This window comes from Shimia sp. R11_0 (assembly GCF_017744035.1).
Classification (GTDB): Bacteria; Pseudomonadota; Alphaproteobacteria; order Rhodobacterales; family Rhodobacteraceae; genus Shimia; species Shimia marina.
Genome location: NZ_JAGHQY010000003.1, coordinates 77,939 through 93,914, shown reverse-complemented (window position 1 = coordinate 93,914; position 15,976 = coordinate 77,939). Strand labels below are relative to the sequence as shown.

Here is a 15,976-nt window from a genome sequence, read left to right as displayed (position 1 = left end):
GTCTAAATAGGACCACCCCATGCGCACCTTCGACGAGATCTTTGCCATCGCCGCCGACCGCAAAGGCGGCGCCGATGCCCTCAACGCCCAGCTGACCAAACCCAAATCCGCCGCCGAACTCGCCCAAATCCCAGAAGACCGCTGGCTGGCGCAATTCACCAAAGGTGTCTTCCAAGCAGGCTTCAACTGGCAGGTGATCGAAAACAAATGGGAGGGCTTTGAGGCCGCCTTCCACGGTTTTGATGTGGATCGCTGCGCCTTTTTGCATGATGAGGACATGGACCGCCTGATGAGCGACACCGCCATCGTGCGCAACGGACCCAAAATCCGCACCGTGATTGAGAACGCCCACTTCATCCAATCCCTGCGTGACCAAGGCGGCGCAGGTGTCGTGCTTGGCGGCTGGGCGTCAACGGACTACATCAGTCAACTAGAGTTCATGAAAAAAGGTGGCTCCCGCATCGGCGGCAACACCGGTCAATATGCGCTGCGCTTCTTGGGCAAAGACAGCTTCATCCTCTCCCGCGATGTGGTGGCCCGCCTGATTGCCGAAGGCGTGGTGGACAAACAGCCCACCTCCAAGGGCGCGATGAAAAAGGTGCAGGGAGCTTTCAATATCTGGATGGATCAATCCGGGCGCTCCCTCACCGAAATCAGCCGCGTGCTGGCGATGAGCGTCTGACAAGCTCTGATCGCCCCTCACACAGAAAGGCCCTCAGATATGGAATTTTCAGCGAAGTCCGCCCACAAGCACGCCGAGCTCATCGCCCTTTTCGCGGAGACGTTCACCGTTTCCGACACAGCGGAAGAAGGCGCATTGGTCGCTGCGGTGGTAAAAAACCTGCTCACCACCACCGCGCCTGCCGACCTATATGTCTTTACCCTCTCCGAGGGGGACACAGTGATCGGCGCAGCGCTGTTTAGTCGCCTGCGCTATGCCAAGGATCCGCGCCGCGTCTTCATCCTGTCGCCCATGGCCATCGCGACAGCCTATCAGGGCCGCAGGCTGGGGCAATCTCTGCTGTCTCAGGCCCATCAGGCGCTTGGCGCGGCAGGTGTTGAGATCGCGATCACCTACGGCGACCCGGCATTTTACGCAAAAACCGGCTATCAGCCGATCAGCACCGATGTGGCCAAAGCCCCCCTGCCCCTCAGCTATCCGCATGGCTGGATCGGCCAATCCCTCACAGAAGCGCCCTTCACGGCCCTCAAAGGCGACTGCCGCTGTGTCGCGGCACTGAACGACCCACGCATCTGGTAGCACAAAGAGACCGTTGGCGCGGCTTATCCCGCCACCAACACACCGTTTTCCAGCTTCACGATCCGATCCATCCGCGCTGCCAGCTCCATGTTGTGTGTGGCCACCAACGCCGCCAGCCCGGTCTCCCGCACCAGGGTCATCAGCGCATCAAACACCTGATCGCTGGTGGTGGGGTCAAGGTTGCCGGTCGGCTCATCTGCCAGCAAAATCCGTGGCTTATTGGCCAGCGCCCGACAAAAGGCCACCCGCTGCTGCTCCCCGCCCGACAATTCCGCAGGCCGATGCCCCGCACGATGCGCCACCCCAACGGTCTCCAAAAGCGCCTGTCCCCGCGCCACAGCCGCCCCTCGGCTTACGCCATTGGCCATCTGCGGCAGCGCGATGTTTTCTTCCGCGCTGAATTCCGGCAGCAGATGATGAAACTGATAGACAAAGCCGATGTCTTGCCGCCGCGCCTTGGTGCGCTGCCGATCAGACTTTCCAGAGAGCCGCTGCCCGCCAATTTCCACCGTCCCCGCGTCCGGCGTATCCAGCAATCCCGCCATATGCAGAAGCGTGGATTTCCCGGCACCTGACGGGGCCACAAGGGCTACCATCTCCCCGGCCTTAAGCTGCAGATCCACACCACGCAGCACCTGAATTTCCCCGGCAAGCCCCTTGTTATAGAGCTTCGTGACCCCCTCAAGCTGCAACACAATCTCACTCATAGCGCAACGCCTCCACCGGGTTCATCCGCGCCGCCCGCCGGGCCGGAAAAATCGTGACCACAAAAGACAGCCCAAGCGACAGCGCCACGGCGCTCACAACATCGCCAAAGGCCAGTTTGGCTGGCAAATGGTAGATCCCCCGGATCGACGGATCCCAGGCTTCCCCGCCCAACAGCACATTCACAAAGGCAAAAATCGGATCAATATACAGCGCAAACAGACAGCCCAGCAGCACCCCCATCGCCGTGCCGATCACACCGGTGAAAGCGCCACAGATGAAAAACACCCGCAGCACAGAGCCTTCTGTCAGCCCCATGGTGCGCAAAATCCCAATGTCGCGCCCTTTGTTTTTCACCAGCATCACCAGACCGGAGACAATGTTCATGGTGGCAATCAGCACCAGAATGGAGAGGATCACAAACATCACATTGTCCTCCACCTCCAATGCATTGAGAAACCCGCCAGAGGCCTGCTTCCAGGTCCAGACCAAAGCCCGGTCGCCACCCGCCTGCATCAGAGGCACCACCATCTGGTCCACCTCTTCAGGCACCTGCACCATGACTTCGATCTCGTCAGCCACACCGTCGCGTTCAAAAAACAGCTGCGCTTGCTCAAACGGCAGGTAAACTCGTGTGCGATCAATGTCATAGCGCCCCGCCGAGAAGATATAGACCACCTCAAAGCTGCTCACACGTGGCGAGGTGCCAAAAGCAGTTTTCACCCCATTGGGGGAAATGATCTTGATGCGATCCCCCACCAAGGCCCCCAGCTCCCGCGCCACCCCGGCGCCAATGGCAATGCCCTCTGCATAGCGCGCCAAATCGCCATCGCTGGTCGCAGGGTCGGCAATCCGCGGCAACTCTGCAAGGTCCTCTGCGCGCATGCCAAAGACTTCAACGCCTGCGTTGCGGCTGCGCAGGCTGGCCATGACCTGCCCCTTCACCAGTGGTGCGGCCCGTGTCACCCCCTCAACACCGCGCAGTCGCGCCGCCATGGCGTCAAAATCGTGAATGGTGCGGTCGATCTGCCCCGTTTCGGACATCTCCCCACTCTGATAGACCGTGGCATGGGCATTGGCACCCAAAATGGTGTCCACAAACTCCGCCCGAAACCCGGCCCTAACGGCCAAAGTGGCAATCAAGGCAAACACCGCCAGCGTGATGCCGATCAGGCTGATCCAGGTCATCACGCTCACGCCACCTTCGGCCCGCCGCGCGCGCAAATAGCGCCAGGCAATCATCCATTCAAACCGTGAAAACGGTGCCGTCTGCCCAGCCATATCTGCTCCATATCTTGTTTGGCGCGACCCTAGGAGTGGCTCCCCACCGGGTCAAGGCACCGGCAGGCCAGATCCCCCTCTTTGCGCAACAGCCCGCCTTCGCTTGACCCTAAATATCCCCGCCAGAGGCAAAAAACCCCGCCACAGGCGGGGTTTTCTCAAATCAGCGCGCCGCAAGGCGCTTATTTTCGCAGAGCTTACAGCCCAACCACACGGTGGTTGGCGTAGATCTCAATCAACTTGGCCACCGCCGCTTCCGGTGCCAGCTCCTCGCTTTCCCCGGTGCGGCGGCTGGTCAGTTCCACGACGCCATTCTTCAGGCCCCGTGGCCCCACTGTGATGCGCCATGGCAGACCAATCAGATCCATGGTGGCAAACTTGCCCCCCGCACGCTCTTTACGGTCATCATAAAGCGGCTCAAGCCCAGCGGCGACCAGCGCCTTTTCAATCGCCTCACAGGCCGCATCCGCTTCTGCGTCACCCTGCTTGAGGTTCACGATGCCCGCATGAAATGGCGTCACACCTTCCGGCCAGATGATGCCTTTGTCGTCATGGCTGGCTTCGATGATCGCACCCAGCAGACGGCTCACACCAATGCCATGGCTGCCCATATGCACGGAAACCTTTTCGCCCTCAGCGGTCTGCACCTGCGCGCCCAGCGCGTCAGAATACTTGGTGCCGAAATAGAAAATCTGCCCCACTTCGATGCCACGCGCCACACGGCGGCGCTCTTCCGGGATCTCGTTGAACAGCGCCTCATCATGAGTCTCATCCGTGCGCGCATATTTGGAGGTAAACTCCTCCAGCACACCCTGACATTGCGCGACGCTGTCATAATCAATCTCACGATCCCCAAAGGTCAGATCGGTCACCGCGCTGTCATAGAAGACCTCAGATTCACCGGTTTCCGCCAGCACGAGGAATTCATGGGTATAATCGCCGCCAATCGGCCCCCCATCCGCGCGCATCGGGATCGCCTGAAGGCCCATACGCTCATAGGTGCGCAGATAGCTCACCAGATGGCGGTTATAGGCGTGCAGCGCATCCTCTTTGGTGAGGTCAAAGTTATAGCCATCTTTCATGTAGAACTCGCGGCCGCGCATCACGCCGAAACGCGGGCGGATCTCATCCCGGAACTTCCACTGGATCTGATACATGGTCAGCGGCAGATCTTTGTAAGAGCTCACATTGGAGCGGAAAATATCGGTGATGAGCTCTTCTGCGGTTGGCGTGTAAAGCATGTCGCGGTCATGGCGGTCTTTGATGCGCAGCATCTCTTCACCATAAGCGTCATAGCGCCCGCTTTCTTTCCACAGATCCGCAGATTGCAGCGTTGGCATCTGCATCGGAATATGGCCCGCGCGCATCTGTTCTTCATGCACGATATTCTCAATCTTGCGCAGCACTTTGAAGCCCAGAGGCAACCAGGAGTAAATCCCGGCGCTGGATTGTTTGATCATGCCAGCACGCAGCATCAAACGGTGGCTGACAATCTGTGCATCAGCAGGTGTTTCCTTCAACACAGGCAAGAAATAGCGGGACAGGCGCATCGGCACTCACTCTCTCGGATGGGGTCAGAAGCCCGCAAGGCCACCAACCATGGATCGACTTTCGCCATGGGCTAGCCCAATCAACTGCGCGTGGCAAGCCAAGCCCGCAAAACGAACGCGCCCTTCACCCTCTTCCCGCAAAGCACGGCACAGTGTCATCCCCCACGCAACCCGGCCTCAGGCAGCCCCTTCGCCAAGACCAGAACGCTATCATTTGCTTAAAAATCTGACACATAACGCCAACCGCCCTGATCAAAAATTTAGGAAGGCTTAACGCTTTTGCGCTCAGATATCCCCAGCGGCTGCAGAATGCGGCACTGAGGGGTCAAATATCCCATATCTCCGCCCATAAGCCGCTTTTTTGTAAAGAGTAGCGGTCACCGCTCAGTTGCGAGTAACAGAATGAAACAATCAGCTCACGCAGATCTTGGCGTGGCGCCCGCCGACGATCAGGTTCTGATCGACCTCGGTCTCGTGGACGCCCCCACCGAACAAACCTTTGACAATCTGACCTCTCTGGCCCGCCGTGTTGTCGATGCTCCTGTGGCGTTGATCAGTATTGTGCAGCCCCGCCACGACCGTCAGTATTTCAAAAGCCATCTGGGCCTTCCGGAGACAGTCGCCGCTGCGCGACAGACCCCGCTGAGCCATTCTTTCTGTCAATATGTGCGCGCCACAGATGCGCCGCTCTCTGTTGATGATTCCCGCCAACACCCGGTGCTGCGCTACAATGGCGCGGTCAAAGACATCAATGTGATCTCCTATCTGGGCATGCCCATCCACCTGCCAGATGGCACCCCGATTGGCGCGCTTTGTGTGATCGATGACAAACCGCGCAACTGGTCCTCTGAAGACCATCAGGTTCTGCAACAAATCGCCATATGCGCCAATGAGCAGATCGCCCTGAAAAATGCCGCGCGCCTTGCGCAGCAGGCTGAGGAACAGGCCAACGCCGCCGCCCGCGCCCGAGAAGATTTTCTGGCCCATGTCACCCATGAAATCCGCACGCCCCTCAATGGCATCATCGGCGCGGTGGATCTGATCTCAACACAGTTGACAGACAATCCCGACAGCGATGACTGGCCCGAGCTCCTGGTGACGGTCGAAGCTTCCGCCAAAGGGCTGATCCGCATACTCAACGACACCCTAGACATCAGCAAGATTGACGCGGGGCATCTACAGCTGGAAGTATTGCCTTTCTCCCCCCAGAGGGCCCTGTCAGATGTGCTCACACTCTACCGTGCCAGCGCTGAGACCAAGGCCGTAGACCTCAGTTTTTCCTGCCCGCCCGAAGCCGAAACGCAACTGCGCCTTGGCGATGTCTTCCGGCTGCGGCAGATTCTCACAAATCTGATTTCTAATGCGCTCAAGTTCACCGAAAACGGCTTTGTCGAAGTCATCCTGGACATCAAAGGCGATCTGCTTGAGGTGAGCGTTCTGGACTCCGGTTGTGGCATGACCCCCTCTCAGCTCTCCACGATCTTCAAGCCCTACCAACAGGCAGACATCTCTGTCGCGCGCCGCAAGGGCGGGACCGGGCTGGGTCTGTCCATTGTGCAGAAACTCGTGAAGATCATGTCCGGCACGATTACAGCCAAAAGCACGCCCGACGTTGGCAGCGCCTTCACTGTCACCCTTCCCATGCCCAAGGCACCCGCCTCCGCAACCGAAGGGGAACCCCTGCCAACACCCTGCAAACCGCTCGCGCACACCAAAGTGCTGGTGGCCGATGATTGCGCGTCAAACCGCCTTGTGCTGGGCAAGCAACTGGAAACACTCGGCGCCTCTGTGACACATGCCGAAAATGGCACGGAGGCGCTGACCAAAGCGCAGGACGGCAATTTTGACATGCTGTTTCTCGATATCCACATGCCCGGCATGAGCGGCGAGGACGTGGCACAAACCCTGCGCGCAGAAATGGAACGCTGCCTGCGGCCCCGCAAAATGGCGCTGGTCGCCGTGACTGGAAACGCCATGCCGCACCAGCAACAGGCCTATTTGCAATCCGGGTTTGACCACTGCCTCAGCAAACCTCTGACCCGCGCCGACTTGCTCAGTTTTTGCGAAACCCGTGCATAGATTGGCCGCTACCCGCGGGCCTTCCTCCCTATGACTTGCAACCTGAGGCCGCTTCGGCGATGACTTGCAACAGACATTCATGTGACGGAGCCCGCAGTCATGGCCCTACCCGCCCATAAGCAGTTTCAGTTCTGGGGTATTTTTATTGTTGTGTTCGCCCTGATCCTCTGGGCGCTTGGGGATGTGCTTTTGCCCTTCATTCTGGGGGGCGCTATTGCCTATTTTCTGGATCCACTCGCCGACCGTCTCGAAGACAGCGGCCTGTCACGTGCTGCCTCAACGGCTGTGATCACCGTTCTGGGCCTCTTGATCTTTGTGGTTGGCATTCTCGCTGTGGTGCCGTCGCTGATCAGCCAGGCCACAGAGCTTGTAGATACGCTGCCAGAAGTCTTTGCACAGCTGCGCACATTTGTCTCCGAGCGCTTCCCCAGTCTCACACAGCCAGACTCGGTGATGAGCCAGACCCTGCACCAAATTGGCACACTCCTCCAAGAACGTGGCGGGGAAGTGCTGAAAGGTGCCCTCAGCTCGGCCATGTCGCTGCTCAATGTGCTGATGTTGCTTGTGATTGCCCCCGTGGTGGCCTTTTACCTCCTGCTCGACTGGGATCGCATGATTGCAGAAATCGACCGGCTGCTGCCCCGAGATCATGCCCCAATCATTCGCCGTCTGGCCGCTGACATCGACAAAACCCTCGCCTCCTTTGTACGCGGCATGGGCACCGTCTGCCTGATCCTGGGCACCTATTACGCGGTTGCCCTCATGGTTGTGGGGCTGAATTTTGGTCTGGTGGTTGGTTTTATTGCCGGGCTTGTCACCTTCATTCCCTATCTCGGCGCCCTGATTGGCGGCGCGCTGGCGATTGGGCTGGCGCTGTTTCAGTTCTGGGGCGAATGGTTCAACATCGGACTCGTGGCGGCGATTTTCATGATTGGTCAAATGGTTGAGGGCAACATCCTCACCCCCAAACTGGTGGGTAAATCCGTTGGGCTGCATCCGGTCTGGCTGCTGCTGGCCCTCTCCGTCTTTGGCGCATTGTTTGGATTTGTCGGCATGTTGGTGGCGGTTCCTGTTGCTGCGGCCATCGGTGTGCTTGCACGTTTCGTCACCGGCCAATACATGTCCTCCAAGCTCTATCGCGGACTCAGCGAAAAAGAGAGCGACTCAGAGATCTAAAAGCGCGCAGGACGCCCGTAAAGCATATGGCTGAACAGCTAAATTTTGACCTGCCCGTAAGGGCAGCCCTTGGGCGTGATGATTTCTACGTCAGCCCCGCCAACGCCATGGCCCTTGGTCTTGTGGACCTCTGGCCAAACTGGGCCGGGGGCAAACTGGTGCTGTCCGGGCCACAGGGTGCAGGCAAAACCCACCTCACCCATGTCTGGGCAGCCATGGCCGATGCCCATATCGTAACCGCCAGCGGCCTGACCAAAGAGGTCGTGCCCGCGCTGATCAAGAAGCCCGTCGCCGTGGAAGATGTGCATCTGATCTCTGACAATCCCGATGCCCAGACCGCGCTGTTTCACCTGCACAACATGATCCTCGCCGAGGGCAAAACCCTGCTGCTCACCGGCGTGGGCGCGCCTCTGCAATGGGGGCTGACCCTGCCGGATCTGCTGTCCCGCGTGCAAGGCACCACCATCGCCACATTGGAGCAGCCTGACGACATTCTGCTGATGGCCGTCATGGCAAAACAGTTTGTCGACCGGCAACTGACCCCGCCGCCAGATGTGCTGACCTATATTGCCAAGAACATGAACCGCAGCTTTGTGGATACCATTCATGTGGTGGCTGCGCTTGATCACCTCTCCATGGCACAGAAACGTCCGATCACCAAAGCCCTAGTCAAACAGCTTCTGGGCAATCCGGACAACTCATAACACAAGCAGGCACCTCTGGCGCGGCACGGGCGCTTGCACCTGCTCTGGACCCCACAGATAAACCCGCCTACAGTCATCTTCTCGTTACCTGCCAATGGCATGAGAGCCCCATGACTCAAGCTGACTTTCTGACCTCCGCCTTCCCGCCCGCCGTTGCGCTGCCTAATGCCGACTTCACGGGCCCTGATCGTTTCCACAACCGCGAGCTCAGCTGGCTGGGCTTCAACTGGCGTGTGCTGGAGGAAAGCGAAAACCTCCGCGTGCCCCTGCTGGAACGTCTGCGCTTCCTGTCGATCTCTGCCACCAACCTTGATGAGTTTTACACCGTGCGCGTCGCGGGCCTGCGTGAGCTTGTCCGCGAAGGCAACACCACCCCGGCGCAGGATGGGCTCTCCCCCGCCGAACAGCTGGTGCTGATCAACGCCGACGCCCGCCATCTGCTTCAGGATCAGCAGCGCATCTTCAACAACCTGCGCGAGGAGCTTGAAGGCAACAACATTCAAATTCTGGATCGCACTGCGCTCTCGGAAGACGATCTCGCCTTTCTCGCCGACGTCTTCATGACGCGGGTGTTTCCGATTCTCTCCCCGCTGGCCATCGACCCGGCTCACCCTTTCCCCTTCATCCCCAACACCGGCTTTTCGCTCGCCCTGCAGCTGGAGCGAAAGAAAGACAAACGCACACTCAAGGCGCTTCTGCCGATCCCAAATCAGATCGACCGCTTTGTCTTCCTGCCCGCCTCACAGGGCATCATCCGCGCCCTGCCGCTCGAAGAACTGCTTCTGGTACATCTGGACAGCGTGTTCCCCGGCTACAAAGCCAAAGGCCATTGTGCCTTCCGCGTCCTGCGCGACAGCGATCTTGAGGTTGAGGACGAAGCCGAAGATCTCGTGCGCGAATTCGAAGTGGCGCTCAAACGGCGGCGGCGTGGCGAAGTGGTCCGCCTGAAAATTTCCGCCGATGCCCCCGGTGCGCTGAAAAAACTCATCATGCAAGAGCTGGAGGTCACCGGCGACGAGGTGGTGGATATCGACGGTATGATCGGTCTCGCCGACCTCAAGGAACTGGTGGTCGACAGCCGACCAGATCTGCTCTGGCCGTCTTTCACACCACGGGTGCCAGAACGGGTGCAGGATTTTGACGGCGATATGTTTGCGGCCATCCGTCAGAAAGACATGTTGCTGCACCACCCCTATGAGACCTTCGACATGGTGGTGCGCTTCCTGCAACAGGCGGCGCGCGATCCCAATGTGGTGGCAATCAAACAGACACTTTACCGCACCTCCAAGAAATCCCCCATCGTCGAAGCACTCTGTGAGGCCGCCGAAGACGGCAAATCCGTGACCGCGCTGGTGGAACTGAAAGCCCGCTTTGACGAAGCCGCCAACATTCGCCAATCCCGCCGCCTGGAACGCGCGGGCGCACATGTGGTCTACGGGTTTCTGGATCTGAAAACCCACGCCAAAATCTCCACCGTGGTGCGCCGAGAAGGCGATCAACTGGTCACCTACACCCACTATGGCACCGGCAACTACCACCCGATCACGGCCAAGATTTACACCGATGTCAGCCTGTTCACCTGTGATGCGGATCTGGGGCGGGATGCCAACAAGGTCTTTAACTACCTCTCAGGCTATGTGGAGCCGGAAAAACTCGACAACCTCGCGATCTCTCCGATCACGCTGAAACCACGCCTGCTTGAACTGATCGGACAGGAGGCGGACAACGCCCGCGCAGGCAAACCTGCCGCCATCTGGGCCAAGATGAACTCACTGGTGGATGCAGAGGTGATTGACGCGCTCTATGCCGCCTCACAGGCGGGTGTGAAAATCTCTCTGGTGGTGCGCGGCATCTGCTGTCTGCGCCCCGGCATCGAAGGCCTGTCAGACAACATCCGCGTCAAATCCATTGTGGGCCGTTTTCTGGAACATTCCCGCCTTGTCTGTTTTGCCAATGGTCAGGAATTGCCCAACAAGAAAGCCCGGATCTTCATGTCCTCCGCCGATTGGATGGGCCGCAATCTCAACCGCCGCGTCGAAACCCTTGTGGAAGTGAAAAACGCCACCGTGAAAGCTCAGATCATGTCACAGGTCATGGCCGCCAATATGGCCGATGTGGCTCAGAGCTGGATCATGAAGCCCGATGGCAGCTTTGAGCGCACCCCAGTGCCGGAGGGGGCTTTTGCCTTCAACTGCCACCGGTTCTTCATGGAAAACCCCTCGCTTTCCGGGCGTGGATCTGCTGGCGCGTCCGATGTGCCCAAACTCACCCACACAGACGATTGACCTCAGTAAGTGATTGACCCAAAAGGAGGCGTGGCGCACTCTTTCTGTGCACCCACGCGTCCTTTTGGCAACGACTGACGAGACATGCCCGATTTCCCCCAGCAAGATCACGCTCTGTTTGATCACCCGATTTTCGAAGATCCAGATGCACGGGCACTGTCGCGTGTCGGCGTGGTGGATGTGGGCTCCAACTCCGTACGCCTTGTGGTGTTTGATGGCGCCGCCCGCAGCCCGGCCTATTTCTACAATGAAAAAATCATGTGTGCGCTTGGCGCGGGCATTGCCGAAACCGGCACGCTCAGCCCAAAGGGTCGCGAACGTGCCTTTGCCGCCATTGCCCGCTTTGCGCAGATTGCCCGCACCATGCAGGTCAATGAGCTCACCGCCGTGGCCACCGCCGCCGTGCGCGAAGCCTCCGATGGCCCGGAGTTCTGCGCGCAGGTGCAGCAAGAGACCGGCGTCACCATCCATGTGATTGACGGTGCCGAAGAGGCCCGCCTCTCTGCACAGGGCGTGCTCACCGGCTGGCCCGGTGCCTACGGTCTGATCTGTGACATCGGCGGGGCCTCCATGGAGCTTGCCGAAATCAACGACGGTCAGGTCGGCCGGCGCGTCACCTCACCCCTCGGGCCGCTGAAACTGCGCGACGTCAAAGGCGGCAAGAAAGGCCGCCGCGCCTTCATCAACGACACGCTGGATGCGCTCTACCAACAGATGGGCAGCCAGCGGAACCGCCTCTTTCTTGTGGGCGGCAGCTGGCGGGCCATTGCCCGCATCGACATGGAGCGCCGCGGCTACCCGCTCAAGGTGCTGCATGAATACCGCATGACCGCCACCTCCGTGCGTGACACCGCCCGCTACATTCAGGAACAGGACCCCGATGAGCTGCGCGCCCGCTGCGGCGTCTCAAGCTCCCGTATGGCGCTGGTGCCCCTCGCCATCGAGGTGCTCAAAGGCGTGCTGCGCCGCTTCAAACCCCATGACATCGCCATCAGCTCTTATGGCATCCGCGAAGGCGTGCTTTATGAACAGATGTCAGACCGCATCCGCGAGCGCGACCCGCTGATTGAGGCCTGCCGCTTCATGGAGGCCAAAGACGCCCGCATTCCGGGCTTTGGCAAGGCACTCTACAAGTTCATCTTCCCAATCTTCAAATCCGCCCGCCCGGAGAAACTGCGCCTGATCAAGGCCGCCTGCCTGTTGCATGATGTGAGCTGGCGCGCCCATCCAGACTACCGCGCCGAAACCGTGTTTGACAGCACCACCCGCGCCAATCTGGGTGGTCTCAAACACAGCGAGCGCCTGTTTCTGGGCCTGTCCCTGCTGCACCGCTACCGCAACAAAGCCGAGGGCACCCGCTTTGAGGAACTCGCCGCCTTGCTCAGCGACAAAGACCGCCATCATGCCGAGGTCATCGGCAAAGCCATGCGCTTTGGCGCCATGCTCTGGCAGGAAGACAGCGACAACATGGGCACGCTCCGCTATCACCCCAAAAAGGCTGAACTGCACCTGAAACTGCCCACCTCCACCGGTGCGCTCTATGGGGAAGTGGCCGAAGCCCGCTTCAACGCCTTGGCAACCGCGCTGAACGCAACCCCCTCTGTGCGCGTCAAAGACTGACGCCTCAAAGATTAAGCGCCGCTCACAGCTCCACGCTAGGGGCGTCGCTGTCTTTGTGGCTGTCCTGAGGCCCCTGCTCTGGTGCCTCAGGGGCGCTCTCCTCCGGCTTTTTGCGGATCAGAATATCCCCATTGGGCAAAATCTCAGGTGCCTGATACTGGCTCCAGTCGTCCACTTTGGACATCACCGCCCCAAGTTTCGGGCCCATCTCCGCCAGAAAGCTCTGCACCTCCGGCCCGATCTCCAGCATCAGCCCCTGCAACCCTTCCAGCGTCGGCGCCATTTCCTCCTGTAAGCCCTCAAAGAACAGGCGCATGCCCTCTTCCATCAGGCTGCGCCCCTCCGCACTCTCCTGTGCAGTGGCCACCGTCACCGGCATTGCAACTGCCGCCATCAGAGCCAAAATGTTCAAATGTCGCATCACGGCACCTCCCGCATCCTCATACGTCACATATCAATATCCAGAACCACCGGAAAATGATCTGACGCCGTCAACAAGGCCTGCCTCAGATCCGCCTGCTGCCAACATGCCTGATCCTCAAACGGATGCCAAATGCGCCAGCGTGGATTTGCCAACCGCAGCCCGTCAGAAACCATCACATAGTCCAGCAACGCATTCAGATACCGCCCCTCACTCTCGATATGAAACCGCGCGGTTGTGGGCTGGGCCGCAAGCTTGTGGCGCAACGCCGCTTCCGCATGGGGATCATACATGCGCGCGCCCCCATTGGTGCCCATCAGAATTTCCACAGAAGAGCGCCCAAACAGATCTTCAAACGCATCCAGTCCCGGACCGTCATTGAGATCACCCAGCAGCATGACATCCTCACCCGCTGCCAGTGACGCCTCAATGCGCCGCCGGAGCCAGATCGCCTGCGCCAGTTGCTTGCGCCGGTTGGCAATGGAAATCCGCATCACATCATCCCGGCTGCGCGCGCCATGTGGTGCCTTGGATTTCAGATGCGCGCCAATCATGCGCAGCCTGCGCCCTGCCTCTGTTTGTACGGACAGCTCCAGCGGTGGCTTGGAAAACACCACATGATCTTCCTTGGCATCCACATCCAGATCAATCCGCAGCACACCATCAAACCTCGGCGCACCCGTGGCCCCGTCCGGGCCAGAAGGCACCCCACCGGGGTCATGCTCAACGGTCAGCAGCGCCGGATCATACAGCAGGGCAATCTCCTGCTGCGTGCTGTTGGCAAATCCCATTAGGGCCCGGTGGGCGCGCAGGCCAAAGCGGCGGGCAAAGCGCTCAAGCCCCAGAACCGTATCGCGCCTGCGCCCCTGATCTGGGGCCTCGACCACCATGATGGCATCCGCATCCAGCGCGCCAAACACATGGCCCAGCGCCGCGCTCTGCTGCGCACGGCTCACCCCCTTGCGACCAGAAGGCCCCGCATCTTCCAAAAGCACGTTGTCATCATCAAACAGGCTGGAAAACCACTCCACGTTATAAGTGGCAATCCGCATGGCTCAGGCCGCCTCGTTGATCTGTTCCCAGGCGCGGTTGATATCAATCATGCGCTTTTCGGCCAATTTCACCGCCTCTTCCGGCACCCCGCGCGCAATCATGCTGTCAGGGTGTGTCTCTCGCACCAAAGCCCGCCAGGCTTTGCGGATCTCGTCAATTGGCGTGTCAGGCTCCACGCCCAACACCCGGTAAGGATCCGGCTCCGCATCGGCCACAAACCGCGCCCGCATGGCTTTGAAACACAGCTCATGCATGCCGAGGATTTCCGCCACACGGGTCAGAAACGCATCTTCGTTGGGATGATACTCCCCATCCGCCACCGCAATGTGAAACAACCCTTCCATAAGGTCATCAGGCCGCCCATGCACCGCGCCAAACATCCCGGCAATCCGGCTGGCATATTCCTCAAATCCGGCCACATCCTGACGCGCCATATTGAAGACTTTGGCGGCATTGGCCTCATCGCGCGGCGCAATCTGAAACACCTCCCGAAAGGCCGTCACCTCATCGCGCGTCACCAGACCATCCGCCTTGGCCATCTTCGCACCCAGCGCAATCACCGCAATGGTGAAAGCCACAGAGCGTTCCGGCGGCGCGCGCAGATGATCAAAAACAGTGGACAGCGACTCTCCCTGACTGAGGGCAGAGAGCGCTTGAGATATGCGGGACCAGATCGACATGGGCTCACATTACCGTCTCGCGCCAGAATGACCAGTGCTGCGTCACAGCATTTTTTGCAACAAGATGAGATCCATCCAGCGATCAAACTTGCGCCCCACCTGCGGCAGACAGCCAACCTGCTGAAAACCAAGCGTTTTGTGAAAGGCAACCCCTGCGGCGTTTTCACTCCCCACCGCGGCCACCATCACATGATGTCCCTGCGCACGCGCCACCGTCTCCAGCCGCTCCATCAGCCGACGCCCCAGCCCGCATCCCCGCGCGCCCTTCGTCAGGTACACCGTATGCTCCACCGTGGCGCTATATCCGGGCCCACCGCGAAACGCCCCATAGGTGCCAAATCCAAGCACAGCCGCGCCCTGCGCTGCCACCAGAAACACCTCCGCGCTCTTTATGGCGCGCTCCACATCTTGCGGCGTTTTTTCCACTGTCGTGAAAGTGCTCACACCGCTGCGAATCTCTGCGTTCCAAATGGCGGCAATGGCCTCGGCATCATCGGGCGTGGCCAGCCGCACATCCATCACAGAACCCGCACGCCATGTGGCGTGTCAAAACTGGCCCGCAGGGCTGGCACGCCGGTGACAAATGCCACGCGGGCATCGCCCAGCCCCACAGCCGCGCGCAGCTGCTCTGCCTCCGGATGGGCCACCTCCAGGCGTTTCAATGTCACCCCAGAGGATGCAAGAAGCTCTGCCGGCGTCACCGCCACATCCCACTGCATAAGCGCCGGGAAACAATTGTCATAGGGCAGTACCCCACTCTCAGGCACCGCCATGCGCCACCTCAGATCTGCCCGCGTCAGCGCGACAGGCCGTCCAGCCTCCACATCCAGCCGGGCCAAATCCGCCTCCAGATCATCACTGCGACAAATCCAATTGCCAAGGCGCGGCGCGCCAGACAATCGATCCAGATCGAACCACCGTCGATAGGGTAAAACCTCCGCCGCCGGATTGATCGCAATGGCTTCCAGATAGAGCCCGTCTGAAAGGCCAATCAACTGGTTATGCGTGCCAAAATGCGCATGTTCCCCACCGGGGCCCATCGCCACCCCCAGCGCCGCCTCGACATGCGCCACCGCCTCTGCCAGCGTTTCGCCAGCTACGGCCAAATGATCCAGTTGCAACATCGCGCTCTCCTGTTTTTGGGCAGCAAACCGCAAAGCC

General features: G+C 59.7%; 15 protein-coding genes. 7 read left to right on the top strand and 8 right to left on the bottom strand.

The window, feature by feature from the left end; translation table 11 throughout:
- Nucleotides 1–19 precede the first annotated feature (19 nt).
- Nucleotides 20–682 (top strand): DNA-3-methyladenine glycosylase I, encoded by a 663-nt coding sequence (locus J7382_RS07395; RefSeq protein ID WP_209068445.1) that lies wholly within the window; start codon nt 20–22, stop codon nt 680–682.
- 39 nt (nt 683–721) lie between these two features.
- Complete coding sequence (locus J7382_RS07390; protein ID WP_209068444.1) at nt 722–1,261, top strand: N-acetyltransferase; 540 nt, start codon at nt 722–724, stop codon at nt 1,259–1,261.
- A gap of 23 nt (nt 1,262–1,284) precedes the next feature.
- Here J7382_RS07390 and J7382_RS07385 read toward each other — a convergent pair whose 3' ends face one another.
- The 3 genes from J7382_RS07385 to proS form a co-directional block, all read right to left on the bottom strand.
- Nucleotides 1,285–1,968, bottom strand: coding sequence for an ABC transporter ATP-binding protein (locus J7382_RS07385; protein WP_209068443.1), 684 nt, complete (start codon nt 1,966–1,968; stop codon nt 1,285–1,287).
- Nucleotides 1,961–3,247 carry a lipoprotein-releasing ABC transporter permease subunit gene (locus J7382_RS07380; RefSeq protein ID WP_247744901.1) on the bottom strand — a complete coding sequence of 429 codons (1,287 nt, stop codon included), beginning with the start codon at nt 3,245–3,247 and terminating at the stop codon, nt 1,961–1,963. The genes J7382_RS07385 and J7382_RS07380 overlap by 8 nt, the downstream gene beginning before the upstream one ends.
- A gap of 197 nt (nt 3,248–3,444) precedes the next feature.
- Nucleotides 3,445–4,797, bottom strand: a complete 1,353-nt coding sequence (gene proS, locus J7382_RS07375) for a proline--tRNA ligase (RefSeq protein ID WP_209068442.1) — start codon at nt 4,795–4,797, stop codon at nt 3,445–3,447.
- Between the two features lie 402 nt (nt 4,798–5,199).
- On the opposite strand from proS, the gene J7382_RS07370 reads away from it, so the two are divergent.
- The 5 genes from J7382_RS07370 (at nt 5,200) to J7382_RS07350 (ending at nt 12,661) form a co-directional block, all read left to right on the top strand.
- Complete coding sequence (locus J7382_RS07370; RefSeq protein ID WP_209068441.1) at nt 5,200–6,876, top strand: GAF domain-containing hybrid sensor histidine kinase/response regulator; 1,677 nt, start codon at nt 5,200–5,202, stop codon at nt 6,874–6,876.
- A gap of 99 nt (nt 6,877–6,975) precedes the next feature.
- Complete coding sequence (locus J7382_RS07365; RefSeq protein ID WP_209068440.1) at nt 6,976–8,052, top strand: AI-2E family transporter; 1,077 nt, start codon at nt 6,976–6,978, stop codon at nt 8,050–8,052.
- 26 nt (nt 8,053–8,078) lie between these two features.
- Complete coding sequence (locus J7382_RS07360; RefSeq protein WP_058240024.1) at nt 8,079–8,756, top strand: DnaA/Hda family protein; 678 nt, start codon at nt 8,079–8,081, stop codon at nt 8,754–8,756.
- A gap of 110 nt (nt 8,757–8,866) precedes the next feature.
- A complete protein-coding gene (locus J7382_RS07355; RefSeq protein ID WP_209068439.1) occupies nt 8,867–11,041 on the top strand; it encodes an RNA degradosome polyphosphate kinase in 2,175 nt (724 codons plus the stop codon).
- A gap of 84 nt (nt 11,042–11,125) precedes the next feature.
- Nucleotides 11,126–12,661 carry a Ppx/GppA family phosphatase gene (locus J7382_RS07350; RefSeq protein ID WP_209068438.1) on the top strand — a complete coding sequence of 512 codons (1,536 nt, stop codon included), beginning with the start codon at nt 11,126–11,128 and terminating at the stop codon, nt 12,659–12,661.
- A gap of 22 nt (nt 12,662–12,683) precedes the next feature.
- Here the strand turns inward: J7382_RS07350 and J7382_RS07345 are convergent, their stop codons facing one another.
- The 5 genes from J7382_RS07345 to J7382_RS07325 are packed head-to-tail and all read right to left on the bottom strand — an operon-like array spanning nt 12,684 to nt 15,939.
- Nucleotides 12,684–13,082: a hypothetical protein gene (locus J7382_RS07345; protein ID WP_209068437.1), complete on the bottom strand. Its 399-nt coding sequence runs from the start codon at nt 13,080–13,082 to the stop codon at nt 12,684–12,686.
- Between the two features lie 26 nt (nt 13,083–13,108).
- Nucleotides 13,109–14,134, bottom strand: a complete 1,026-nt coding sequence (locus J7382_RS07340; RefSeq protein ID WP_209068436.1) for an endonuclease/exonuclease/phosphatase family protein — start codon at nt 14,132–14,134, stop codon at nt 13,109–13,111.
- 3 nt (nt 14,135–14,137) lie between these two features.
- Nucleotides 14,138–14,815 (bottom strand): TerB family tellurite resistance protein, encoded by a 678-nt coding sequence (locus J7382_RS07335; protein ID WP_058240020.1) that lies wholly within the window; start codon nt 14,813–14,815, stop codon nt 14,138–14,140.
- 42 nt (nt 14,816–14,857) lie between these two features.
- A complete protein-coding gene (locus J7382_RS07330) occupies nt 14,858–15,334 on the bottom strand; it encodes a GNAT family N-acetyltransferase (protein WP_209068435.1) in 477 nt (158 codons plus the stop codon).
- The gene (locus J7382_RS07325) at nt 15,334–15,939 is read right to left on the bottom strand and encodes a VOC family protein (protein WP_209068434.1); all 606 of its coding nucleotides are present in this window, start codon (nt 15,937–15,939) and stop codon (nt 15,334–15,336) included. The genes J7382_RS07330 and J7382_RS07325 overlap by 1 nt, the downstream gene beginning before the upstream one ends.
- Nucleotides 15,940–15,976 lie beyond the last annotated feature (37 nt).